Origin of the sequence: Priestia abyssalis, from assembly GCF_002019595.1 — a bacterium.
In the GTDB taxonomy this organism is placed as follows: Bacteria; Bacillota; Bacilli; order Bacillales; family Bacillaceae_H; genus Bacillus_BA; species Bacillus_BA abyssalis.
The window spans coordinates 3,566,414-3,584,480 of record NZ_KV917369.1; the positions used below are offsets into that span (position 1 = coordinate 3,566,414).

Annotated in this window: 18 protein-coding genes; 11 read left to right on the forward strand and 7 right to left on the reverse strand. The window is 41.5% G+C overall.

From position 1 onward, the window contains the following. Window positions 1-207 precede the first annotated feature (207 nt). Together BK575_RS17170 and BK575_RS17175 are read left to right on the forward strand one after the other, a co-directional pair. On the forward strand, window positions 208-1,413 hold the full coding sequence (locus BK575_RS17170; RefSeq protein WP_078411978.1) for an MFS transporter: 1,206 nt from the start codon (window positions 208-210) through the stop codon (window positions 1,411-1,413). A gap of 518 nt (window positions 1,414-1,931) precedes the next feature. Beyond that, window positions 1,932-2,144, forward strand: a complete 213-nt coding sequence (locus BK575_RS17175; RefSeq protein WP_078411980.1) for a phosphoglycerate mutase — start codon at window positions 1,932-1,934, stop codon at window positions 2,142-2,144. A 47-nt stretch (window positions 2,145-2,191) separates the two neighbouring features. Here the strand turns inward: BK575_RS17175 and BK575_RS17180 are convergent, their stop codons facing one another. Beyond that, a complete protein-coding gene (locus BK575_RS17180) occupies window positions 2,192-2,428 on the reverse strand; it encodes a hypothetical protein (RefSeq protein ID WP_078411982.1) in 237 nt (78 codons plus the stop codon). Window positions 2,429-3,018: 590 nt separating this feature from the next. Here BK575_RS17180 and BK575_RS17185 point away from each other — a divergent pair. The 4 genes from BK575_RS17185 to BK575_RS17200 all read left to right on the forward strand — a co-directional run bounded on the left by BK575_RS17185 (window position 3,019) and on the right by BK575_RS17200 (window position 7,794). Beyond that, entirely contained in the window at window positions 3,019-3,762 is a 744-nt protein-coding gene (locus tag BK575_RS17185; protein ID WP_078411984.1) for a PadR family transcriptional regulator, read from the forward strand. Then, complete coding sequence (locus tag BK575_RS17190) at window positions 3,759-5,501, forward strand: ABC transporter ATP-binding protein (RefSeq protein ID WP_078411986.1); 1,743 nt, start codon at window positions 3,759-3,761, stop codon at window positions 5,499-5,501. Before BK575_RS17185 ends, BK575_RS17190 begins: the two co-directional genes overlap by 4 nt. A gap of 10 nt (window positions 5,502-5,511) precedes the next feature. Further along, entirely contained in the window at window positions 5,512-7,305 is a 1,794-nt protein-coding gene (locus BK575_RS17195) for an ABC transporter ATP-binding protein (RefSeq protein ID WP_328589555.1), read from the forward strand. Window positions 7,306-7,464: 159 nt separating this feature from the next. After that, window positions 7,465-7,794 carry an antibiotic biosynthesis monooxygenase family protein gene (locus tag BK575_RS17200; RefSeq protein WP_078411988.1) on the forward strand — a complete coding sequence of 110 codons (330 nt, stop codon included), beginning with the start codon at window positions 7,465-7,467 and terminating at the stop codon, window positions 7,792-7,794. A gap of 125 nt (window positions 7,795-7,919) precedes the next feature. On the opposite strand, the gene BK575_RS17205 is transcribed toward BK575_RS17200, so the two are convergent. The 6 genes from BK575_RS17205 to BK575_RS17230 all read right to left on the reverse strand — a co-directional run bounded on the left by BK575_RS17205 (window position 7,920) and on the right by BK575_RS17230 (window position 12,948). Next, window positions 7,920-9,299: a protoporphyrinogen oxidase gene (locus BK575_RS17205; protein ID WP_078412000.1), complete on the reverse strand. Its 1,380-nt coding sequence runs from the start codon at window positions 9,297-9,299 to the stop codon at window positions 7,920-7,922. Window positions 9,300-9,506: 207 nt separating this feature from the next. Continuing rightward, the gene (locus tag BK575_RS17210) at window positions 9,507-10,199 is read right to left on the reverse strand and encodes a DsbA family protein (RefSeq protein WP_078412003.1); all 693 of its coding nucleotides are present in this window, start codon (window positions 10,197-10,199) and stop codon (window positions 9,507-9,509) included. A 69-nt stretch (window positions 10,200-10,268) separates the two neighbouring features. Continuing rightward, a complete protein-coding gene (locus BK575_RS17215) occupies window positions 10,269-10,673 on the reverse strand; it encodes a DoxX family protein (RefSeq protein WP_078412005.1) in 405 nt (134 codons plus the stop codon). 91 nt (window positions 10,674-10,764) lie between these two features. Next, a complete protein-coding gene (locus BK575_RS17220) occupies window positions 10,765-11,613 on the reverse strand; it encodes a M56 family metallopeptidase (protein WP_078412007.1) in 849 nt (282 codons plus the stop codon). Window positions 11,614-11,616: 3 nt separating this feature from the next. Continuing rightward, the gene (locus tag BK575_RS17225; RefSeq protein ID WP_078412009.1) at window positions 11,617-12,030 is read right to left on the reverse strand and encodes a BlaI/MecI/CopY family transcriptional regulator; all 414 of its coding nucleotides are present in this window, start codon (window positions 12,028-12,030) and stop codon (window positions 11,617-11,619) included. 54 nt (window positions 12,031-12,084) lie between these two features. Beyond that, complete coding sequence (locus BK575_RS17230) at window positions 12,085-12,948, reverse strand: LysR family transcriptional regulator (RefSeq protein WP_078412011.1); 864 nt, start codon at window positions 12,946-12,948, stop codon at window positions 12,085-12,087. Window positions 12,949-13,067: 119 nt separating this feature from the next. On the opposite strand from BK575_RS17230, the gene BK575_RS17235 reads away from it, so the two are divergent. From BK575_RS17235 to BK575_RS17260, 5 genes are all read left to right on the forward strand, one after another. Beyond that, window positions 13,068-14,039: a cupin domain-containing protein gene (locus BK575_RS17235; protein WP_078412013.1), complete on the forward strand. Its 972-nt coding sequence runs from the start codon at window positions 13,068-13,070 to the stop codon at window positions 14,037-14,039. A gap of 245 nt (window positions 14,040-14,284) precedes the next feature. Continuing rightward, window positions 14,285-14,515: a DUF1450 domain-containing protein gene (locus tag BK575_RS17240; RefSeq protein ID WP_169907865.1), complete on the forward strand. Its 231-nt coding sequence runs from the start codon at window positions 14,285-14,287 to the stop codon at window positions 14,513-14,515. A 132-nt stretch (window positions 14,516-14,647) separates the two neighbouring features. Continuing rightward, window positions 14,648-15,211 carry an MFS transporter gene (locus BK575_RS17245; protein ID WP_078412017.1) on the forward strand — a complete coding sequence of 188 codons (564 nt, stop codon included), beginning with the start codon at window positions 14,648-14,650 and terminating at the stop codon, window positions 15,209-15,211. A 381-nt stretch (window positions 15,212-15,592) separates the two neighbouring features. After that, entirely contained in the window at window positions 15,593-16,783 is a 1,191-nt protein-coding gene (locus BK575_RS17255; RefSeq protein ID WP_078412021.1) for a glycine C-acetyltransferase, read from the forward strand. Between the two features lie 202 nt (window positions 16,784-16,985). Further along, entirely contained in the window at window positions 16,986-17,945 is a 960-nt protein-coding gene (locus tag BK575_RS17260; protein ID WP_078412023.1) for an L-threonine 3-dehydrogenase, read from the forward strand. Window positions 17,946-18,067 lie beyond the last annotated feature (122 nt).

Below are 18,067 nucleotides of genomic sequence, written 5' to 3' on the forward strand. Positions count from 1 at the left end.
GATGGTAATATAAAATTCAAGAACATACTCGAGGATGTTCCCTAATATATAAGGCTTTTGTGCAAACAATCTATAGGATTATAAGTAAAAAATTTTTGTTTGTCATCGTATAGAACCAAATCGCTTTTTTACAAATAATTATCTTTAAAAGGAATGATTGATTATGCAGTATGAGGAACACCATACAAATTTTAGGTTGATTGTATTATGAGTTACATTCAACAAGGTACACCAGTCTTTCGTAAAACGAACTTTGCTTTCTTTGCTGCTGGTTTCAATACATTTGCTATTCTTTACTGTGCACAGCCTTTAATGCCGGAATTCACCCAATCATTCAACATTTCTCCAACTGCTGCAAGCCTGCCGCTATCCATTTCAACTATTGCTTTGGCTTTCAGTATGCTGATTTTCGGTTCATTATCTGAAGTATGGGGACGTAAGCCCATCATGGTCATTTCGATGTTCGCATCTGCTTTACTTTGCATTATTGCTGCTTTCAGCCCTAATTTTCACGTCTTACTGGTCATTCGAGCCCTTGAAGGCATTGCATTAGCTGGTCTCCCCTCAATTGCAATGGCCTATCTTGGAGAAGAAATGGAGTCTAATAGTCTAGGAACGGCAATGGGGCTGTATATCAGCGGAAATGCCACTGGTGCTTTGGGTGGCCGAATGATTTCGGGTATAGTAGGTAATTATTTTGGATGGCATATAGCAATAGGAAGCGTTGGTGTAATAAGCTTAGTGGCCACCTTCATTTTTTGGATGAGCTTACCGCCTTCACAAAATTTCAAATCTCGTCATTTAGAAATTGGAAAGTTAGGAAAATCATTAATTGAACATCTAAAAGATCCGGGTTTGGTTTGTTTATTTGGCTTAGGGTTTTTGCTGTTAGGGACGAATGTGGCATTATATAATTATATTGGTTATGTATTAATTGCACCGCCTTATTCATTGAGTCCAAACATCGTAAGCTGGATATTTACGATTTTCATTATCGGAATGTTCAGCTCTGTTTGGATAGGAAAATTGGTAGGTCATCACGGTAGACAAAAAATATTAATCATTAATTTATTAATCATATTTATCGGCGTCTGTTTAACGTTGAATTCTCATTTATTTATTAAGATAATAGGCCTTGCATTTACTACTTTTGGATTCTTTGGCGGCCATTCGATTGCCAGCAGTTGGGTTGGACAACGCGCTCTAAAAAACAAGGCACAGGCTTCTTCCTTATATTTATTTCTTTACTACGCTGGCTCGAGTGCAGGTGGAACAATCGGAGGGATATGTTGGTCCCAATTCGGATGGGGAGGCTTAACTTTTATGATTGTGTTTTTCTTAATGATCGCTTTTATGCTTTCAGTATATCTGTCAAGAATGGAACTACAGTCAAAGAAAAGCACTTATACGTAAATTCTAAGTTGGGATATTAAGAGTTAGAAATATAAAGTGAGACTTCTATCAATGGGGGTTTTCTTCATCCCCCACTGATGGTTAGCGAGACTTATCGGATCTTTACGGGCAGTTATCTCCCACTTATCTTCTTTGCTTCTCTCGAATCTGGAAGCGGGAGTTTTACTGCCCGTTAAGGTGGGATAAAGAAGTATTAGATGTAATGCTTAATGGCCTGTATCCAATTAGGATCAGGCCTATTCATTATAAGAACATACTCTGTAAAATAGTAGAAATCATTTCTCTCAAGGGATTTTTGTTTTTTAAGTTTAGTTAATAAGTATAGTTAGTGCCCGCTTGACGACCTCTACTAGGTGTTCATTCCGTGATATATTCAGCTTTATTTATAGTTGTCAGCATATTTTGTTTAGAGGATAATACAATTAAATACAAATATTGGGGACGATAAACATAGAAAAATACCAAGTTCAACAGTGTTGGGAACGATGTACCAACTACATAAAACGGGGGAAATTACGATGGATAAAAATGTCGAAATTCTTAGCAAGGAAGCCATACAAATGGATTTGTCTCTGATTAAATCGTGCCTGAGGCTGATTAATCAAACAATCACTTTAAGCAAAGAAAAAGGAGAAGATTTCTCTGCATTGGAAAATGGGGAGCTGCACGACTTGGTGGCTAAAATTGACCGAAATTTAGGTAAAATTAAGGTGAATATCGAATGGGAGTAAACGTGCTGATTGTTGCACGTTTTTTATTTGTCTGTGTCCAACCCATTTCATTTCAGCAGTTTTCTCCGATACTCAAATTCCGCCAACGGCTTTGATACATATCCTTCGGCTTCTAATCGGTATATAATGGCCAATCCCACATATAGGCTGACAGCGTAATCGTCATCTAAATACTTCTTTAATGCAGCGACTGTAACACTATCCTCAAATATTTCCCCTCTTTTCGCTACCACAACCGGATACAAGTCTTTCACCATTCGTTTGGCTGATTCGATAACCATCACATATACCGCCTCCTATTCTAAAATAAGAATATGCGAGCAATGGATGTTTCATGAGTCCGTTCTCCAGCGATAACGCTTCCAACATTCGATTTATTTCGCGTTTTTGTGCTATTGATGATTCTGGTAGACTTTTAGCGCAGTCCTCATGTCAACATATAACCGTTCTTTGACCATGATGTTACATTTGACTTCTATCACTGATAGATCTATATACATTCCACTAAATAACTCGACACAGCTTCATTCGATCGAGGAACATTCACAATCGGTTATTTAGACCACTTGAATTGGCTCTCAAAGGTTCACCTATGCGGATGGCGCCAACCCCGCAAGGGGGGGTGTCATCCGCTTAGGTCTAGAAAATTGGACATGGCTGTTCTTTGGTCATGTCCAATTTTCTAAATCGATCTATATACATATGTCCCCCTCCTCCATTACAGCACGATCCATAAAAAGGATTTAACAGAGATTTTAATGAGAAAACAGAAAAAAGAAATATATCGAATAAAAATAATCGATATATCTCTTGCTATCTTTATATATATCGATTAATATTTATCGTAATAAATCGATGATATTGGAGGTTTCATATGTCTCGTGTAAATAAACAAGATGTTCTGACAATCCTTACGCATATAAGCCGTAAGGATATGAAGCAGGAAGAGCTGCTGCAGGTTTTAAGTAATAAAGTTCCTGATCCAGCTCCTATAATCAATCAGTTACTGAATGAAAAAGTCCTTTCGATGAAGGATGGAATCTTTTCAATTACCGAAAAAGGGCTGAAAAAAGCCCGCCATCTTTACGAAAAGCCGCCGCACCTTCGAGAAAAAATCAAAACAAAATTCACCAAACGAAGAGGTCTCATCCAGCTGGCAATCCTCCAGCTTCTGAAGGAAGAGCCGCGGCATGGCTATCAAGTGATGAAGCTGTTGGAAGAGCGGAGTAAAGGCTTTTATTCTCCAAGTGCCGGAACGATTTACCCCGCTCTACAGGATTTATTGGAAAGAGAATTGATTTCGGTTGATGAACAAGGAGATAAAAAGGTATATACGCTGAATCCTCAAGGCTTGGAATTTTTATCGGACATTGTTCATGATGAGGATGAAGTGTTTTGGGAAGAATGGCTCATCCGCTTAAAATGGAAGCAATCAAAGGAAGCGGCATTGCTGCAGGAAGAGATGGAGAAACTTCATTTGGAATTTCAATATGCGGCAAGAATCGTATTGCAAAATCCGGCCCTTGCGTCTGAGCTCGTGTCGATCATCAAAAATGGAAGAAATGAGCTGATGAACTGGTCAGAGAAGCGAATGATTAGTCAGGAGTATGAGGAATGAAATCGGTCAGAAAATTGCTAGCCTATACAAAGCCTTATAAGCTTTTTGTCATACTGGCCCCATTATTGATGGCGTTAGAGGTAACGATGGATCTTTTGCAGCCGCTCATGATGCAAAAAATGATTGATAATGGAATCGCAAATGACGATATGGCATACGTCGTACAAATGGGTATACTGACGCTCGCTGCCGCAGTCATTGGGCTGGCAGGCGGGGTCGGATGTATCATTTACAGTACACGTGCGGCTGTGAATTTTGCCGCGGATATTAGACGGGATGTTTTTCAAAGGGTGGAATATTTCTCAAGTGAAAACCGCGATTCGTTTGGCACGGGAAAACTAATTACAATCGTAACAAGTGATATTTCAGCGGTGCAAACGGCCTTAATGATGACACTTCGCGTGTTTGTAAGAGGTCCTCTTCTTTTTATCGGAAGCATCCTGATTGTCTTTTTTCAGGCACCAGCGCTTTTTCCGCTTCTTTTTATTCTGATTCCGGTTTTATTATTTTTCATTATTCTGCTTTCAAGGAAAGCGGGAGCATGGTTTAAGCGGGTCCAGGAAAACATAGATCAGCTTAATACAAAGCTGCAGGAAAGCATTGCGGGAATCCGGGTTGTGAAGGCGTTCGTACGTAAAGATTACGAAATCAGCCTGTTTAAAAAGGTCAATGATTCATTAACGAAAACGACGATGACAGCCGACCAGATCATTACGATCCTCATGCCGATATTAATGTTTGTCATTAATATCGGTATCGTGATGGCCCTTTTGCTTGGAGTGGTACGGGTCGATCAAGGTGCAATGGAAGTCGGATTCATCCTCGCATTTATCAACTATTTGAATATTATTTTAATGGCCCTCATGTCCAGCAGTATGGTTCTGATGCAATTAATGCGTGCTTTTCCATCTGCTGATCGGATTCGGCAAGTATTAGAAACGAAAAATGAGATCGAAAGCTTCATAGATTCAGAGCAAGTTTCGCTTATTAAAGGAGATGTAGAGTTTAAGGATGTTTCTTTTTCCTACAGCAAAAATGGTGAACACGTTCTAAAACATCTTTCCTTTAGAGCCTCTAAAGGAGAGAAGATTGGAATCATCGGGCCAACCGGAAGCGGAAAAACCACATTAGGCAAGCTGGTACCAAGGCTGTACGACGCGGATCAAGGCGACATTCTTATTGATGGTATTAATATAAAGAACATCAAGCTTGAAACCCTTCGTTCAGCGATTGGCTATATTGCACAAAAGCCGCTTTTATTTTCCGGCAGTATCGAAAACAACCTTAAATTTGGTAAAACATCGGCAACGAAGGAAGATCTGAGATTAGCAGCCGACCAGGCATGTGCCGCGGAATTTATCGAGAAGTTCAAAGGTCAATTTGATCATGAATTAACTCAAAGCGCGACAAATCTGTCCGGCGGTCAGAAGCAGCGATTATCGATTGCAAGAGCCTTTGTCAGAAAGCCGCAAATTCTCATTTTAGATGATGCCGCTTCTGCCGTTGATGCAAACTCGGAAGCTGCGATTCTCCAAGCGTTGGAATCTGAATTTCATGATACAACAATCTTTATCATCGCCTCAAAAATTTCATCCATTATCCACGCCAATCAAATTCTGGTCATGGACGATGGGGAGATTGTCGGGACCGGGACACACCGTCAATTGCTTGAAAGCTGTCCTCTCTATCAAGAGATTTACCATACACAAGCGGAGAAAGGCGGGGTAGTCGTTGAATAGTATTACAAAAATACAGCAATCCACAGGCGGTAGCGGCCCGAAAGGAAGAATACCCGCCCCTGCTGCTAAAACGAAGGACCCGAAAGGCACCTTGTTTCGCATTTGGAAGTATATGGAGAGACAGAAAGCCGGTTTACTGTTATCAACGCTGTTTGTCATTCTTTCCTCGTTATTGAGTTTATTGGGCCCTTATTATATCGGGGTCATTATCGACCATTATATTATCCCGAAGGAGGTATCCGGTACGATCAAAATGGCAGGCATGTTGTTCGGAATTTATGCGGCCTCTTCCCTTTTCACTTGGCTGCAGGCCTATATGATGGTCAATGTGTCGTTAAGCACCATCGGCACGCTTCGTGAAGATTTGTTCACGAAGCTTCAAACGCTTTCCTTAAACTTTTTCGATCGGCATAAGCATGGGGACTTAATGAGCCGGTTCACGAATGATATTGATAACTTGAATCAAGCATTGAGCCAAAGCGTCATCCAAATCATTTCGTCGATTTTAACGGTTACAGGTGTCACGATTGCCATGTTTTCTTTGAATTGGATATTAGCGATTGTCTCCTTTATAACCATTCCATTGATGCTTTTGGTGACAAAACAAATCGTTCGAGTAAGCCGAAAAAACTTTTCAAAAAGACAAAAGGATTTGGGAGAACTCAACGGGTTTATCGAAGAATCCATTAGCGGGAGCGAAGTCATTACGCTATTTGGTAAAGAACATGATACATTTACTGAATTTCATGCGATCAATGAACGGCTGCGTCAATCTGCAATGCGCGCGGACATGTTCTCCGGCTTTCTAGGACCATCCAATAACTTCCTCAGTAACTTAGGGTTGGGACTCGTTATTAGTGTCGGGGCGATAATGGCGCTAAAAGGAATGACAACGGTCGGAATCATCGCTTCGTTCGTCACTTACTCTAGGCAGTTTTCCAGGCCGATCAATCAAATGTCGACATTGCTTAATTCGATTCAAGCGGCCCTTGCAGGAGCGGAACGCGTTTTTGAAACGATGGATGAAGTACCGGATTTAAAAGATAAAAGAGATGCAGTTTCGGTTCAGAAGTTTCACGGGAATATCGAATTTATCGATGTGAACTTCAGCTATGATCAGGAAAAGAGCATTTTACAGCATATTCATTTCAGGGCGAAAGCCGGTGAGATGATCGCCCTTGTCGGACCAACAGGATCCGGTAAAACAACGATCATTAACTTACTTATGCGCTTTTACGATGTTGATTCTGGTGAAATACTCATAGACGGTCACAATATCAAGAATTATAGAATAAGAGATTTACGGAAAAGAATCGGGATTGTCCTGCAAGACCCCTATTTATTTTCCGGAACGGTCATGGAAAATATCCGCTACGGCAGATTGGATGCGACGGATGAAGAAGTCATACAAGCGGCGAAAACCGCAGCGGCCCATGGATTTATCAAGCATTTACCAGATCAATATAATACCCGGATCACATCTGGGGGAGCCAATATAAGCCAGGGGCAAAAACAATTGATTTCGATTGCCAGAGCCATCTTGGCGGACGCCGATATTTTAATTTTAGATGAAGCCACGTCTAACATTGATACGCGGACAGAAGTAGCGATTCAAAAAGGGGTGCGCAATCTGACGAAGGGAAAAACGAGCTTTGTCATTGCCCACCGCTTGAAGACGATTGAACAGGCAGACCGTATTTTAGTCATTAAAGACGGAGAATTGATTGAACAAGGCCATCATGAGGAACTGCTGAAACAACGCGGATTTTATCGTGGCCTTTATTCTAATCAGCTTCGTATCTAACATGATAAAGCGAGGCGACTGTTCAGGGGCGACAAGCAAAAGAGCGGCCTTGGCGTGGCGCCATTTGCCACAGAAAGGATGAGCTTTTGACCTCGAGCCCCTAGGAGCCACAGCTAGATTAGAATAGTAAAAACATTAAACGATGAAAGGATGATTCAAATGTTTGTCAATACAGCTGCTTTTGAAATCGAAAAAGCATACGAGGAGCGTCTTGTGAAGAAGCGCGAAAAAGATCAAGCCCAATTGGCAAAGGCGAAAGGGATCCTTTCTTTTGAGTGCTGGCGCAGAGAGAATACAGACACGGTCGAGTTCGTGTACGTATCAAAGTGGGAATCACAAGATGCCTTCAAAGCATGGATCTCACGCGATGAACATGTGAACGAACATAAAGAAATGAACAAGCGAAGAAAAGAAAACGAGCAGACAGAGCAAGTAAAAATGAAAAAAACATTGCGTGCATATGAGCTTTATGACAGCTCGGAACATTAATGAATCTTTTTACCGCAAATGAACTAAACTAAAAGGACCCGTCATTGAACCCGTGATTTTACCGGATTATCATGACGGGTCCTTTGATGAAGATGACTCAAAAAGTACTTTTTGAGTCATCTTCATCAAAGACTTTCAATAATCTTTCTCGCGGTATTTTCACCATTTTGGATGCAATCCGGAATGCCGACTCCGTAATACGAACAACCGGCGAGCATGATTCCCGGATATGCTGCCGCAAGCTGGTGTTCAATCGTTTCAACAATTTTTGGGTGGGTAATGAGATAATTCGGCATGCTCTCCGGCCAATTTGTTACTTCACTGGCAATCGGCTCAAGTTTAATGCCAAGGCTTTTGTTAATATCGTCAAGCGCAACTTCAAGCAGTTCTTCTTCGGTCATTTTTTGTAATGCGTCAAAGAATGGATGGCTGCTTTTATAAAACAGCCTGACGAGCAAGTTTCTCGTTTCTGACGTATGCTCCCACTTTCGGCTTGTCCACGTGCAGGCATTACATGACAATTCATCGTTGTTTGCCGTGATAAATCCGGTTCCGTCTGCCGGAAGGGAGCTGTCCGGAACGTCAAAGCCCACATATACGCTGATCAGTGAGCTGTTTTTCAAACCAGTGAACTCTTTTTTGAGCTCTTCGTCATCGAATAATGCTTCCGCAGCGTTATGAGGAATACTAAGTACAACATAATCCGCTTCAATCGTTTCATAATTGTTGAAAGACACGTGATAACGATCCCCCGCTTTTTCGATTTTGCTTGCCTTTACCCCCTTTAAAATTTCCGCTTCCTCAAGCTTTTCTTCGAAGGCATCAACTAGTGTACCTAAGCCGTTTTGGAAAGAAAGGAACTTCTTGCCGCTTTGGAACTTTTCCTTGTTTGCCTCAAACCCCCTTATGATGCTGCCGTATTCATTTTTATACTCGAGCACATTCGGAAGGGTCTTAGCAATCGTCAAGTCGCTCAGTTCCCCTGAATATACACCGGAAAGCACCGGGGCGATTTGTTTTTCTACCAATTCTTTTCCTAGGAAATGCTCCAGGAATGCTCCGATGGAATCGTTTTTCGTAAACGTTTCATTTTTCGTGTAAAAATCTTTCAGCGCCTCCACTTTTCCGTCAGCAGAGACGAGAGTGCTTTTTGCCAATGATTCCACACTTGCCGGAATTCCAAATACGGAATCAGCAGGAATGGCCTTTAATTCTCCGTCTGTATAAATAAACGATCGGCCTGTGGCATTGTAAACGACTTCATTCTCTAACCCGAGTTCTTCGATGAATGTCATGCCGTTTGCTTTCCGGGCTACCATCGAATCGGCCCCTGCCTCCATCACGAAGCCGCTTTCTTTTACCGTACGAATTTTTCCGCCGAGTTCGGCTGACGCTTCAGCAAGGATTAGTCTCACATCTGCTCCATTCGCTTTTTTCCATTTATGTAATTCATACATGGCAGATAATCCGGTAATACCGCCGCCAATTACTAAAACTGTTTTCATTTATGGACACCTCTGTTTATCTTCCATTTTCGTTCACTTAAAGTGTACCACATTGATCCATGGAGTCAGTGCTTTTTATCACATTACACATGTTTGCCCGCGCCCGAAATCAAAAAAGCTGCCGATTGGGTCTATCAATACCGTTCGGCAGCTTGTGCTTATAAAATGATGGTCATATTTTAGCTTTCTGCATGACTGGATTCATCACTACTTCTTTTCTTTTGCCGCTTCTTCTACCATCTCTTTAAAATCTTCCATGGTATTGCCTTCGAACTGTTTGCCATTGATAAAGATGGTCGGTGTGCCTGTCACTCCCAGTTTTTCTACATAAGACATATCTTGATCCCAGGCATCTTTAGCACGATCCTCTTGAAATGCTTTTACTGCCTTTTCTGCTTCCTCGTCGCTGACAACTTCTCTTAATGTCTCTTCAAGGAACGAGTCTGTAAAAACATCCATTGTTTCATATTTGGTGTCTTCCGGCTGTTTCTTGTATAAAAGCTCATGGAATTTCCAGAATGAATCATTTCCGAGTTCTTGATAGACCGCTTCCGCAAATTGGGCTGAACGAATGGAATCGATATTGATGAATGAATAATTCATGAAATAAAACTTAGCTTTACCTGTTTCAATGAACTCCTTCTCGATTAAAGGAAAGAAGGATTCATTGAAATTTTTACAAACCGGACATTTGTAATCACCGAACTCGACGATTTGAACAGGAGCCGATTCCTCTCCCAAGTAAGGCTGGCCTTCATACTCAATAGCTGCCTCTTTTTCCGGCACCTTTGCCAGAAAGATTAAACCAAGTACACATACACTAAATAAGCCAACTACCCAAAAAATCCATTTCGAAGATTGATTGGAGGTCGATGCTGTTTTTTTCTTCGACTTTGCCACGTGTTCAACCTCTTTCTTTTTTTATCATCCTTTTTCGATCAGCTGGACTCTAATCGGGCACTTTGAAAATCATGCACTGTGTTTTTCAGCTTCACGGTTTCCAAGTACATTGCCAATTGAAAGAAACTGGTTGTCACTTACTAAAAGATGCGCAGACATAGCAAGCAGCGCCAAGTCCAATTCATATCCGCCAGCAAAACCGCTTTTCAGCTTTACCATAAAAATCGCCCCCACCATAATGACGGCAAATGCCCCTGCAATGATTCTTGTCCCGAAACCAAGCATTAGAAGAATTCCGCCGATCAGTTCAATTCCCCCTACCGCATAGGCTAAAAAACCGGGTATTCCGACGCTATCGAAAAAGCCCGCCGTGTTTTCAATGCCGCCTTGAAATTTTGCAAGACCATGCACGAAAAAAGTTAAACCTAATACTAAACGAATGATAAAAGACCCTAGTTCTGCGTTTTTCACCATTATAATCTCCTCCTCTAAAATAGGTTGTGTTTGATTTGTGATGAGACATCTATTTTAAACTACATTATGTAGTGTAATTCACTAAAAAAAATTAGAGCAGTGCAAGGATAAATAAGACACACAACATAAAAAACACATAGATGGATGTGATCGTCAACATAATTGGAAGCTTTAAAGGAAATTCCGTCAGCGGATCAAGTATATATTTGATTCTATAGTTAACGGACGTATCTGCAAACGAAACATAGGAAAAAGGCAGATTAGCTTGCCTTCCCGTTTTCAGCATTTTTAATAAGGCGCTGCCCAGGTCCCTTGATGAACCGAGCTTATCGATTGCGTAGTGATCCGCCAAAACTTCTCTTACAATTTTATACTTTTTGTGAAACCACTTTAAAATCGGAATATACCACATAATCGATGCGAAAAGGGATAACAAAAATATTTTTAAAGGATCTCGATGTATTTTATGATGCAGCTCGTGATAAACGACTGCCTCCAGCTCATTTTCATCCAACAAATTCAAAAGGCCCGTTGAAAGAATGATTTTTGGATTCAAAAATCCCATCGTAACAGCGATTGGGGCAGGACAAGAAATGACGGTGAAATCTCGCTTTCCCTTACTGTACATATCGTTCAGTTCCCTCGTTAGCTGTGCATCTTCGTACAGAAGGAACTTTTTATAAGTATTGCGGGCTGTAAAAAGCTGTTTTCCAATCTTCCATACCGATAAAAGCACCGTGTAAAAAACGAGAGCATCCAGCATATATTCAACTGAAGTGAGTCCAAGAGATTTTGCTGCACTATGGCATACTTCGATAAGATTGAAGGTTAAATCCCAGCCCATCAACACATAAAGCGTATAAATCCCCATTTGAAAAAGAATCGTTCCTGCTATCAACGTACACGCTGTAAAAATCATTTTTGATTGATTTTTTGACATGTATTATCTTTCCTTTTTTAATTCTTTTATTTTTTGCTCCAGCTTTTCAATAAGCCCTTGATCCACGTCTTCTAAAGCATCCAACATATGCGTCACAACAAGAGAACCGAATTCATCGATGAGCTCGTGAGTCAATTCTTTTGATTGTGTGTCAAAAAACTCCTCTTTTGAAAGGATAGGCCGATATAAAGAAGTCCTGCCTTCTGCTCTTTTTTGCAGCACCCCTTTTTCCACCAGGCGATTCATGACGGTCATGACGGTATTGAAATTCACGGCTTTCTCTCTCTCTAGAGCCTGTTGAACATCTTTAATGGCCATTTCCTCACCATCCCACAAAACGGTCATGATCTTGGCTTCAAGCGGACCGAAAAAACGGTTTAAACCTTTCTCGTTAAACTTGAATTTTTGTATTCTCATCGCAGAACACCTCACACTACCTATTGTAGTGTGAGGTGTTCCTTTCGTCAAGCGTCATCCTGCTTCCTTGATCATATTAATAAACGTTTTGACAAGGGGTGATTGGTTTTTTGTGCGCCAGGAGACACCCATCGAAGCGACAGGAAGCTGATTATTTAGATTCAAGTATACCACCTCTTGAGTATGCAAATTCATGGCCGATTGAGGAACGACTGCGATTCCCAATCCGGCGGACACCAACCCGATGACCGTTTGGAATTCGAGGGCTTCTTGCTGAATGATTGGATTGCATAATTCCAGAATCTCCTGATAAAGACCGGCCCATGTTTTGGGAGACAGCATCACAAACGGGTATGGGCGAAGATCGGCAAGCGAGACGTTTTTTCTTTCCAATAAAGGGTGCTGTTTCGGAACGGCCAGCACGCAAGGCGAAATAGACACAATTTCCGTACATAACATCTCGTCGTCAACAGGAGGTCTTAGAACTCCTACATCGATTTCCTCTTGACGCAATGCTTCGATTTGCGCGGGTGTGGACATTTCGTGAAGATGTACTTGCACATTAGGATACGAACGGCGAAACTCCCGCAAAACGGCAGGAAGAATATCATACGTGGCAGATCCTACAAATCCGACCCTCAATATTCCGATTTCGCCGTGGTGGGTACGTTTGGTGTTTTCGACCGCACGATCAAGCTGATCCAATATTTTATGAACCTCATCGCGAAAGACTTTTCCTGCATCTGTTAATTCCACATGCCGGTTATTTCGATAAAAAAGCGGAACCTCTAATTCTTTCTCTAGATTTTGAATTTGCAAGCTTAACGGAGGCTGCGTAATTCGAAGACGTTCTGCAGCACGACTGAAATTCAACTCCTCGGCTACGGTAAGAAAATAATGCAATTGGCGAAGCTCCATCCTTCATTCCCTCCTAATCAGTTATACATAAAACATATCATAATAATATAAATTATATATTTTACAGACCTCTTCCAGCAAGATAAGATAAGGTCATAAAGATGACTGGAGGTTTTGATATGTCGACAACTGCACAACGAGGACAATTATCTGTTGGAATTGTAAATGAAAACTGGACCGGAGATGCCCGTTTTTACGAATATACGACTGCGGCGGATCCAATTGGAAGCGGAATCATCAGTTCTATACCGGCTAAGGAATTTGAGCCTGAACTTTATAACTCAGGTGAAACTCGTATCGTCACATTGAATCTTTCGAACGAGTTGAGAACGGAATATCCAGCAACAAGCCCGTCCCTTCTTGCCCATTTCATCCGTATTAATGAAGGCGATTCCATCAATACAAAACCAAACGCGACGAGCGAGTTATACTACATCATTTCAGGCGCCGGCACTACAGAAGTGAACGGCAAAACGATCAACTGGAAAAAAGGCGATTTCTTGACGCTTCCATCCGGATCTGTCAGCTGCCACACCGCGACGGAAGATGCAGCAATTTACTATATTCTTGATACCCCTCTTCTTAACTATTTAGGAGCGGAAGCGACGGAAGCACGCTTCAAACCCACTCTTTTTACAGCGGAACAAGCGGAAGCAAAGTTGAATGAAGTGGCGAATGCTCCGGATGCCCATTTAAAAAATCGGATCTCGATTCTATTAAACAATGAAAAATTTGATCAAACATTAACGATTACACATGTACTATGGGCCATGTTCGGGATCGTTCCGGTAGGGTCCAATCAGGCTCCTCACAGCCATAAATCAGTAGCACTTGACTTTGTTGCCTATGCAGCGCCTGGAACGTATACGCTCGTTGGAGATAAAATCAATCCGGAGACACAAGAAATCATTGACCCGATTCGCATCGACTGGGTGACAGGAAAAGCTTTCGTCACTCCTCCAGGATTATGGCATTCCCACCACAATGAATCCGGGGAGCCGGCATTCATTATCCCGATCCAAGATGCAGGTCTGCAAACGTACCTTCGTACATTGGACATTCAATTTACTCATTACGAAGAACAAGAATAGGAAAGCGGAGGCGACTGTTTAACCTTGAGAGGCGTTAGAGCTTCTGGCCGGGAAACCGCTTTTTGGTTTCATGGTCAGAAGTGGAACGACCGAAAGGTTAGGAGCCGCAGCTAGACACCTCTAAATAAAGGAGAGGAATGGAAGCTTTATTCACCCTCCCCCACACAAAAAATGGACCGTCACTCAAACCCCTTCCTCCTATCGGGTTTACATGGCGGTCCATTTTCATGAAAGGAAGAATGAAAATGAGAGCGGCAAAATTTTGTGAACGGAACGTGAAAGTAACGGAGGCCGGCAAAGCTGCAGACATTCTCCGCCGGGATTATGAGGATGAAGTGGAAGTTTGTGTCGTCGATTGCTTCAGACGATGTTTGGAATGCAGAGTGAAACCATTTTCCCGCATTCAACTAACAACCGTTGAAGCAGGAGATGCCGACTCCCTCATCCAAAAAATTCTGCAAGCCATTGGAAAGTAAACAGAGTGAAGGTGATACCGAATCGAGAATAGAATATATGAGTACATACATTAGAAACGCAAAAGGAGTAATTTTACGATTTCGAAAAACTCTATCACTCATGCACAAACTTCTTCTCGTCTCGGAATGTGGGTGCTCATCTTAGGCATTATCTTTGCCGCCGCGAACTTACGAGCTCCCCTTACATCTGTAGGACCTGTCATTGAAACGATTCGCCGGGATATGGGGATGAGCAATACGGCAGCCGAGATGTTGACGACTTTGCCCCTGCTGGCATTTGCTCTTTTCTCACCCTTTGCTCCTAAAATCGCCCGTCGTTTTGGGTTGGAATATACTTTATTTGGAGCCTTGCTTTTACTTGAATCCGGAATTATGCTTCGTTCCGTGCCGTTTATCCAGACACTATTTATCGGTACCGCTTTACTCGGTACCGCGATTGCTATATGCAACGTCCTTTTACCGGGATTGATTAAACGGGAATTTTCCAGCCAAGTCGGAATCATGACGGGCGTCTACGCTGTTTCAATGAATATGTGGGCAGCCATTGCCTCAGGGATTAGTATTCCCATTACCCAAGGATTAGGCTTTGGATGGCGAGGCGCTCTCGTTTGCTGGGTGCTTCTTTCGATCGTTTCGATTGTATTTTGGATTCCCAGGCTGCGTCTTCCCCATCAGCCGGCAGCGATCAGTATGTGACCGACCTTGAGAGTAAGGAAAAATCTAGTTCTGCATAACAACTATATTTATTGCATGGAAAACCTCGAATTCTATAAGATTCGAGGTTTTTGAATTACCTGTTGCTTTTTGTTCAAATTGATCTCGTTGTATTTTGTCGAATAAAATCGGATTTTTTTGTCCGCTCAATATGGACAATTCTGAATTTTTCTATTATCATAATTGTTGTAATTGTTAGTACAAAAGGATTTCATCCACTTCTTCGTGTGTTTATGGGGAGGACACATGTATTTTTAGAAAAAGGGGCGAAATTCAACATTCTTAAAAGCAATGCTGAAGAATAGGGATAAATCATTACAAAATCCTGCATTTATTCCAACCATCAATGAGGGGGTATATGAAATGTCAAGTGAAACATTAAATCAATTTTTGAAAGAAAATTTGAATGATTTAAAAGAAAAAGGACTTTACAACGTGATTGATCCGGTAGAAGGTCCAAATGGTTCGATGATCACCATTGCAGGCAGAGAGTTAATTAATTTATCATCCAATAACTATTTAGGCTTAGCGACAGATCAAAGATTAATAGAGGCTTGTTTAGAAGCAACGAAAACATATGGTGTTGGAGCCGGTGCCGTCCGTACGATCAACGGAACGTTAGCTATTCATGTCAAATTAGAAGAAAAGCTTGCTGAATTTAAACATACAGAAGCAGCCATTGCTTATCAATCGGGATTTAATTGTAATATGGCAGCCATTTCAGCAGTGATGGATAAACACGATGCCATTCTTTCAGATGAACTGAATCATGCTTCAATCATTGATGGATGCCGATTATCTAAAGCAAAGATTATTCGCTATAACCATTCCGACATGGAAGATTTGCGAACACAAGCACGTAAAGCAAAAGAGTCCGGATTGTATAACAAAATCATGATTATTACCGATGGAGTGTTCTCAATGGATGGGGATATTGCCAAGCTTCCTGAAATTGTGGAGATTGCCGAAGAGTTTGATTTAATTACATATGTTGATGATGCACATGGTTCCGGTGTATTAGGTAATGGTGCGGGAACGGTAAAACACTTTGGGTTATCAGACAAAGTGGATTTCCAAATTGGAACATTATCCAAAGCCATCGGTGTTGTAGGAGGCTATGTAGCAGGAAAGAAAGATTTAATCGATTGGTTAAAAGTAAGAAGCCGTCCGTTTTTATTTTCAACGGCTGTCACACCGGGAGCAGTTGCAGCTTGTATAGAAGCCATTGATATTTTGATGAACAGCTCAGAGCTTCAAAATAAGCTGTGGGAAAACAGTGATTACTTGAAAAAGGGCCTAACAGAATTGGGATTTAATATTGGAGAGAGCGAAACACCGATTACACCTTGCATTATAGGAGATGAAGCTAAAACGCAGCAATTCAGTAAGCGGCTGAACGAAGAAGGTGTGTATGCTAAATCGATCGTATTCCCTACCGTTCCAAAAGGAACAGGAAGAGTGCGGAATATGCCGACAGCTGCTCATACAAAGGAAATGCTGGATCGTGCATTAGCCATTTATGAAAAAGTTGGAAAAGAAATGTCGATTATTTAAGTGTGGGTTCAAAAAGGAGGACAAAAAGGACCAAGAAGTTCAAGGAAGCGCCGTCTCGAGCAACGGAGCGTATGCTGTTAATACGTGAGTAGCGGAGAGACAAGCTGACGCCGAAATTCGACGGTCATTTTTCCCGGACTTTTTGAACAACCTCTTTAAGGGGATTGCTTGTTGCAGAGTGCATAACGGGGAGGAATTTCTAATGAAAAAGGTCTTAGTAACGGGGGCTTTAGGCCAAATTGGTTCAGAACTAACGCTGAAAATGAGAGAAATTTACGGAAGTGACAATATTATTGCGACGGACATTCGAAAAACGGAAAGCGATGTAGTCCAATCAGGTCCATTTGAGATTTTAGATGTTACAGATGAAAAAGCGATGTTTAACATGGCTAAAAAACATGAAGTGGATACGATTATTCATTTAGCCGCTTTATTGTCAGCAACAGCTGAAAAGAAGCCTCTTTTAGCCTGGCATTTAAACATGGGCGGATTGGTGAATGCTTTGGAAGCAGCACGAGAATTGAATTGCCAATTCTTCACACCTAGTTCGATTGGTTCGTTTGGTCCAACCACTCCTAAAGATTGGACTCCGCAAGACATCATTCAACGGCCGACTACGATGTACGGAGTGAATAAAGTATCTGGAGAATTGTTATGTGATTATTACTATCATAAATTTGGAGTTGATACGAGAGGTCTTCGATTCCCGGGACTGATCTCGTATGTTACACCTCCTGGCGGGGGTACGACCGACTATGCAGTTGAAATTTATTATGAAGCGATTAAAAACAAGAGATATACTTCTTACATTGATAAGGGAACATATATGGATATGATGTATATGCCTGACGCTTTAGATGCGATCATTACATTAATGGAGGCAGATGCTTCAAAACTAAAACACCGGAATTCTTTCAATGTGTCTGCTATGAGCTTTGATCCGGAGCAAATTGCAGCCGAAATTAAAAAGTATATTCCGGAATTTGTCATAAATTATGAAGTGGATCCTGTAAGACAATCTATTGCCGACAGTTGGCCTAATAGAATAGATTCAACTTGTGCAAAGGAAGAATGGGGATTTAAAGCGGAATATGATTTAGAGAAAATGACGAAGGATATGTTGATGAAGCTGAGATTAAAGTCACTTTTAATTACCGCATAAAGGAAACCTTCCATCAGTGGGGTTTCCTTTATCCCCCACTTAAGCTTCTCCAATGACTAAAGAACGAAGACTAAACCGCGACGTTAATCTCTACGTCTTCGCCAGCACATCCTGTGCGTCGG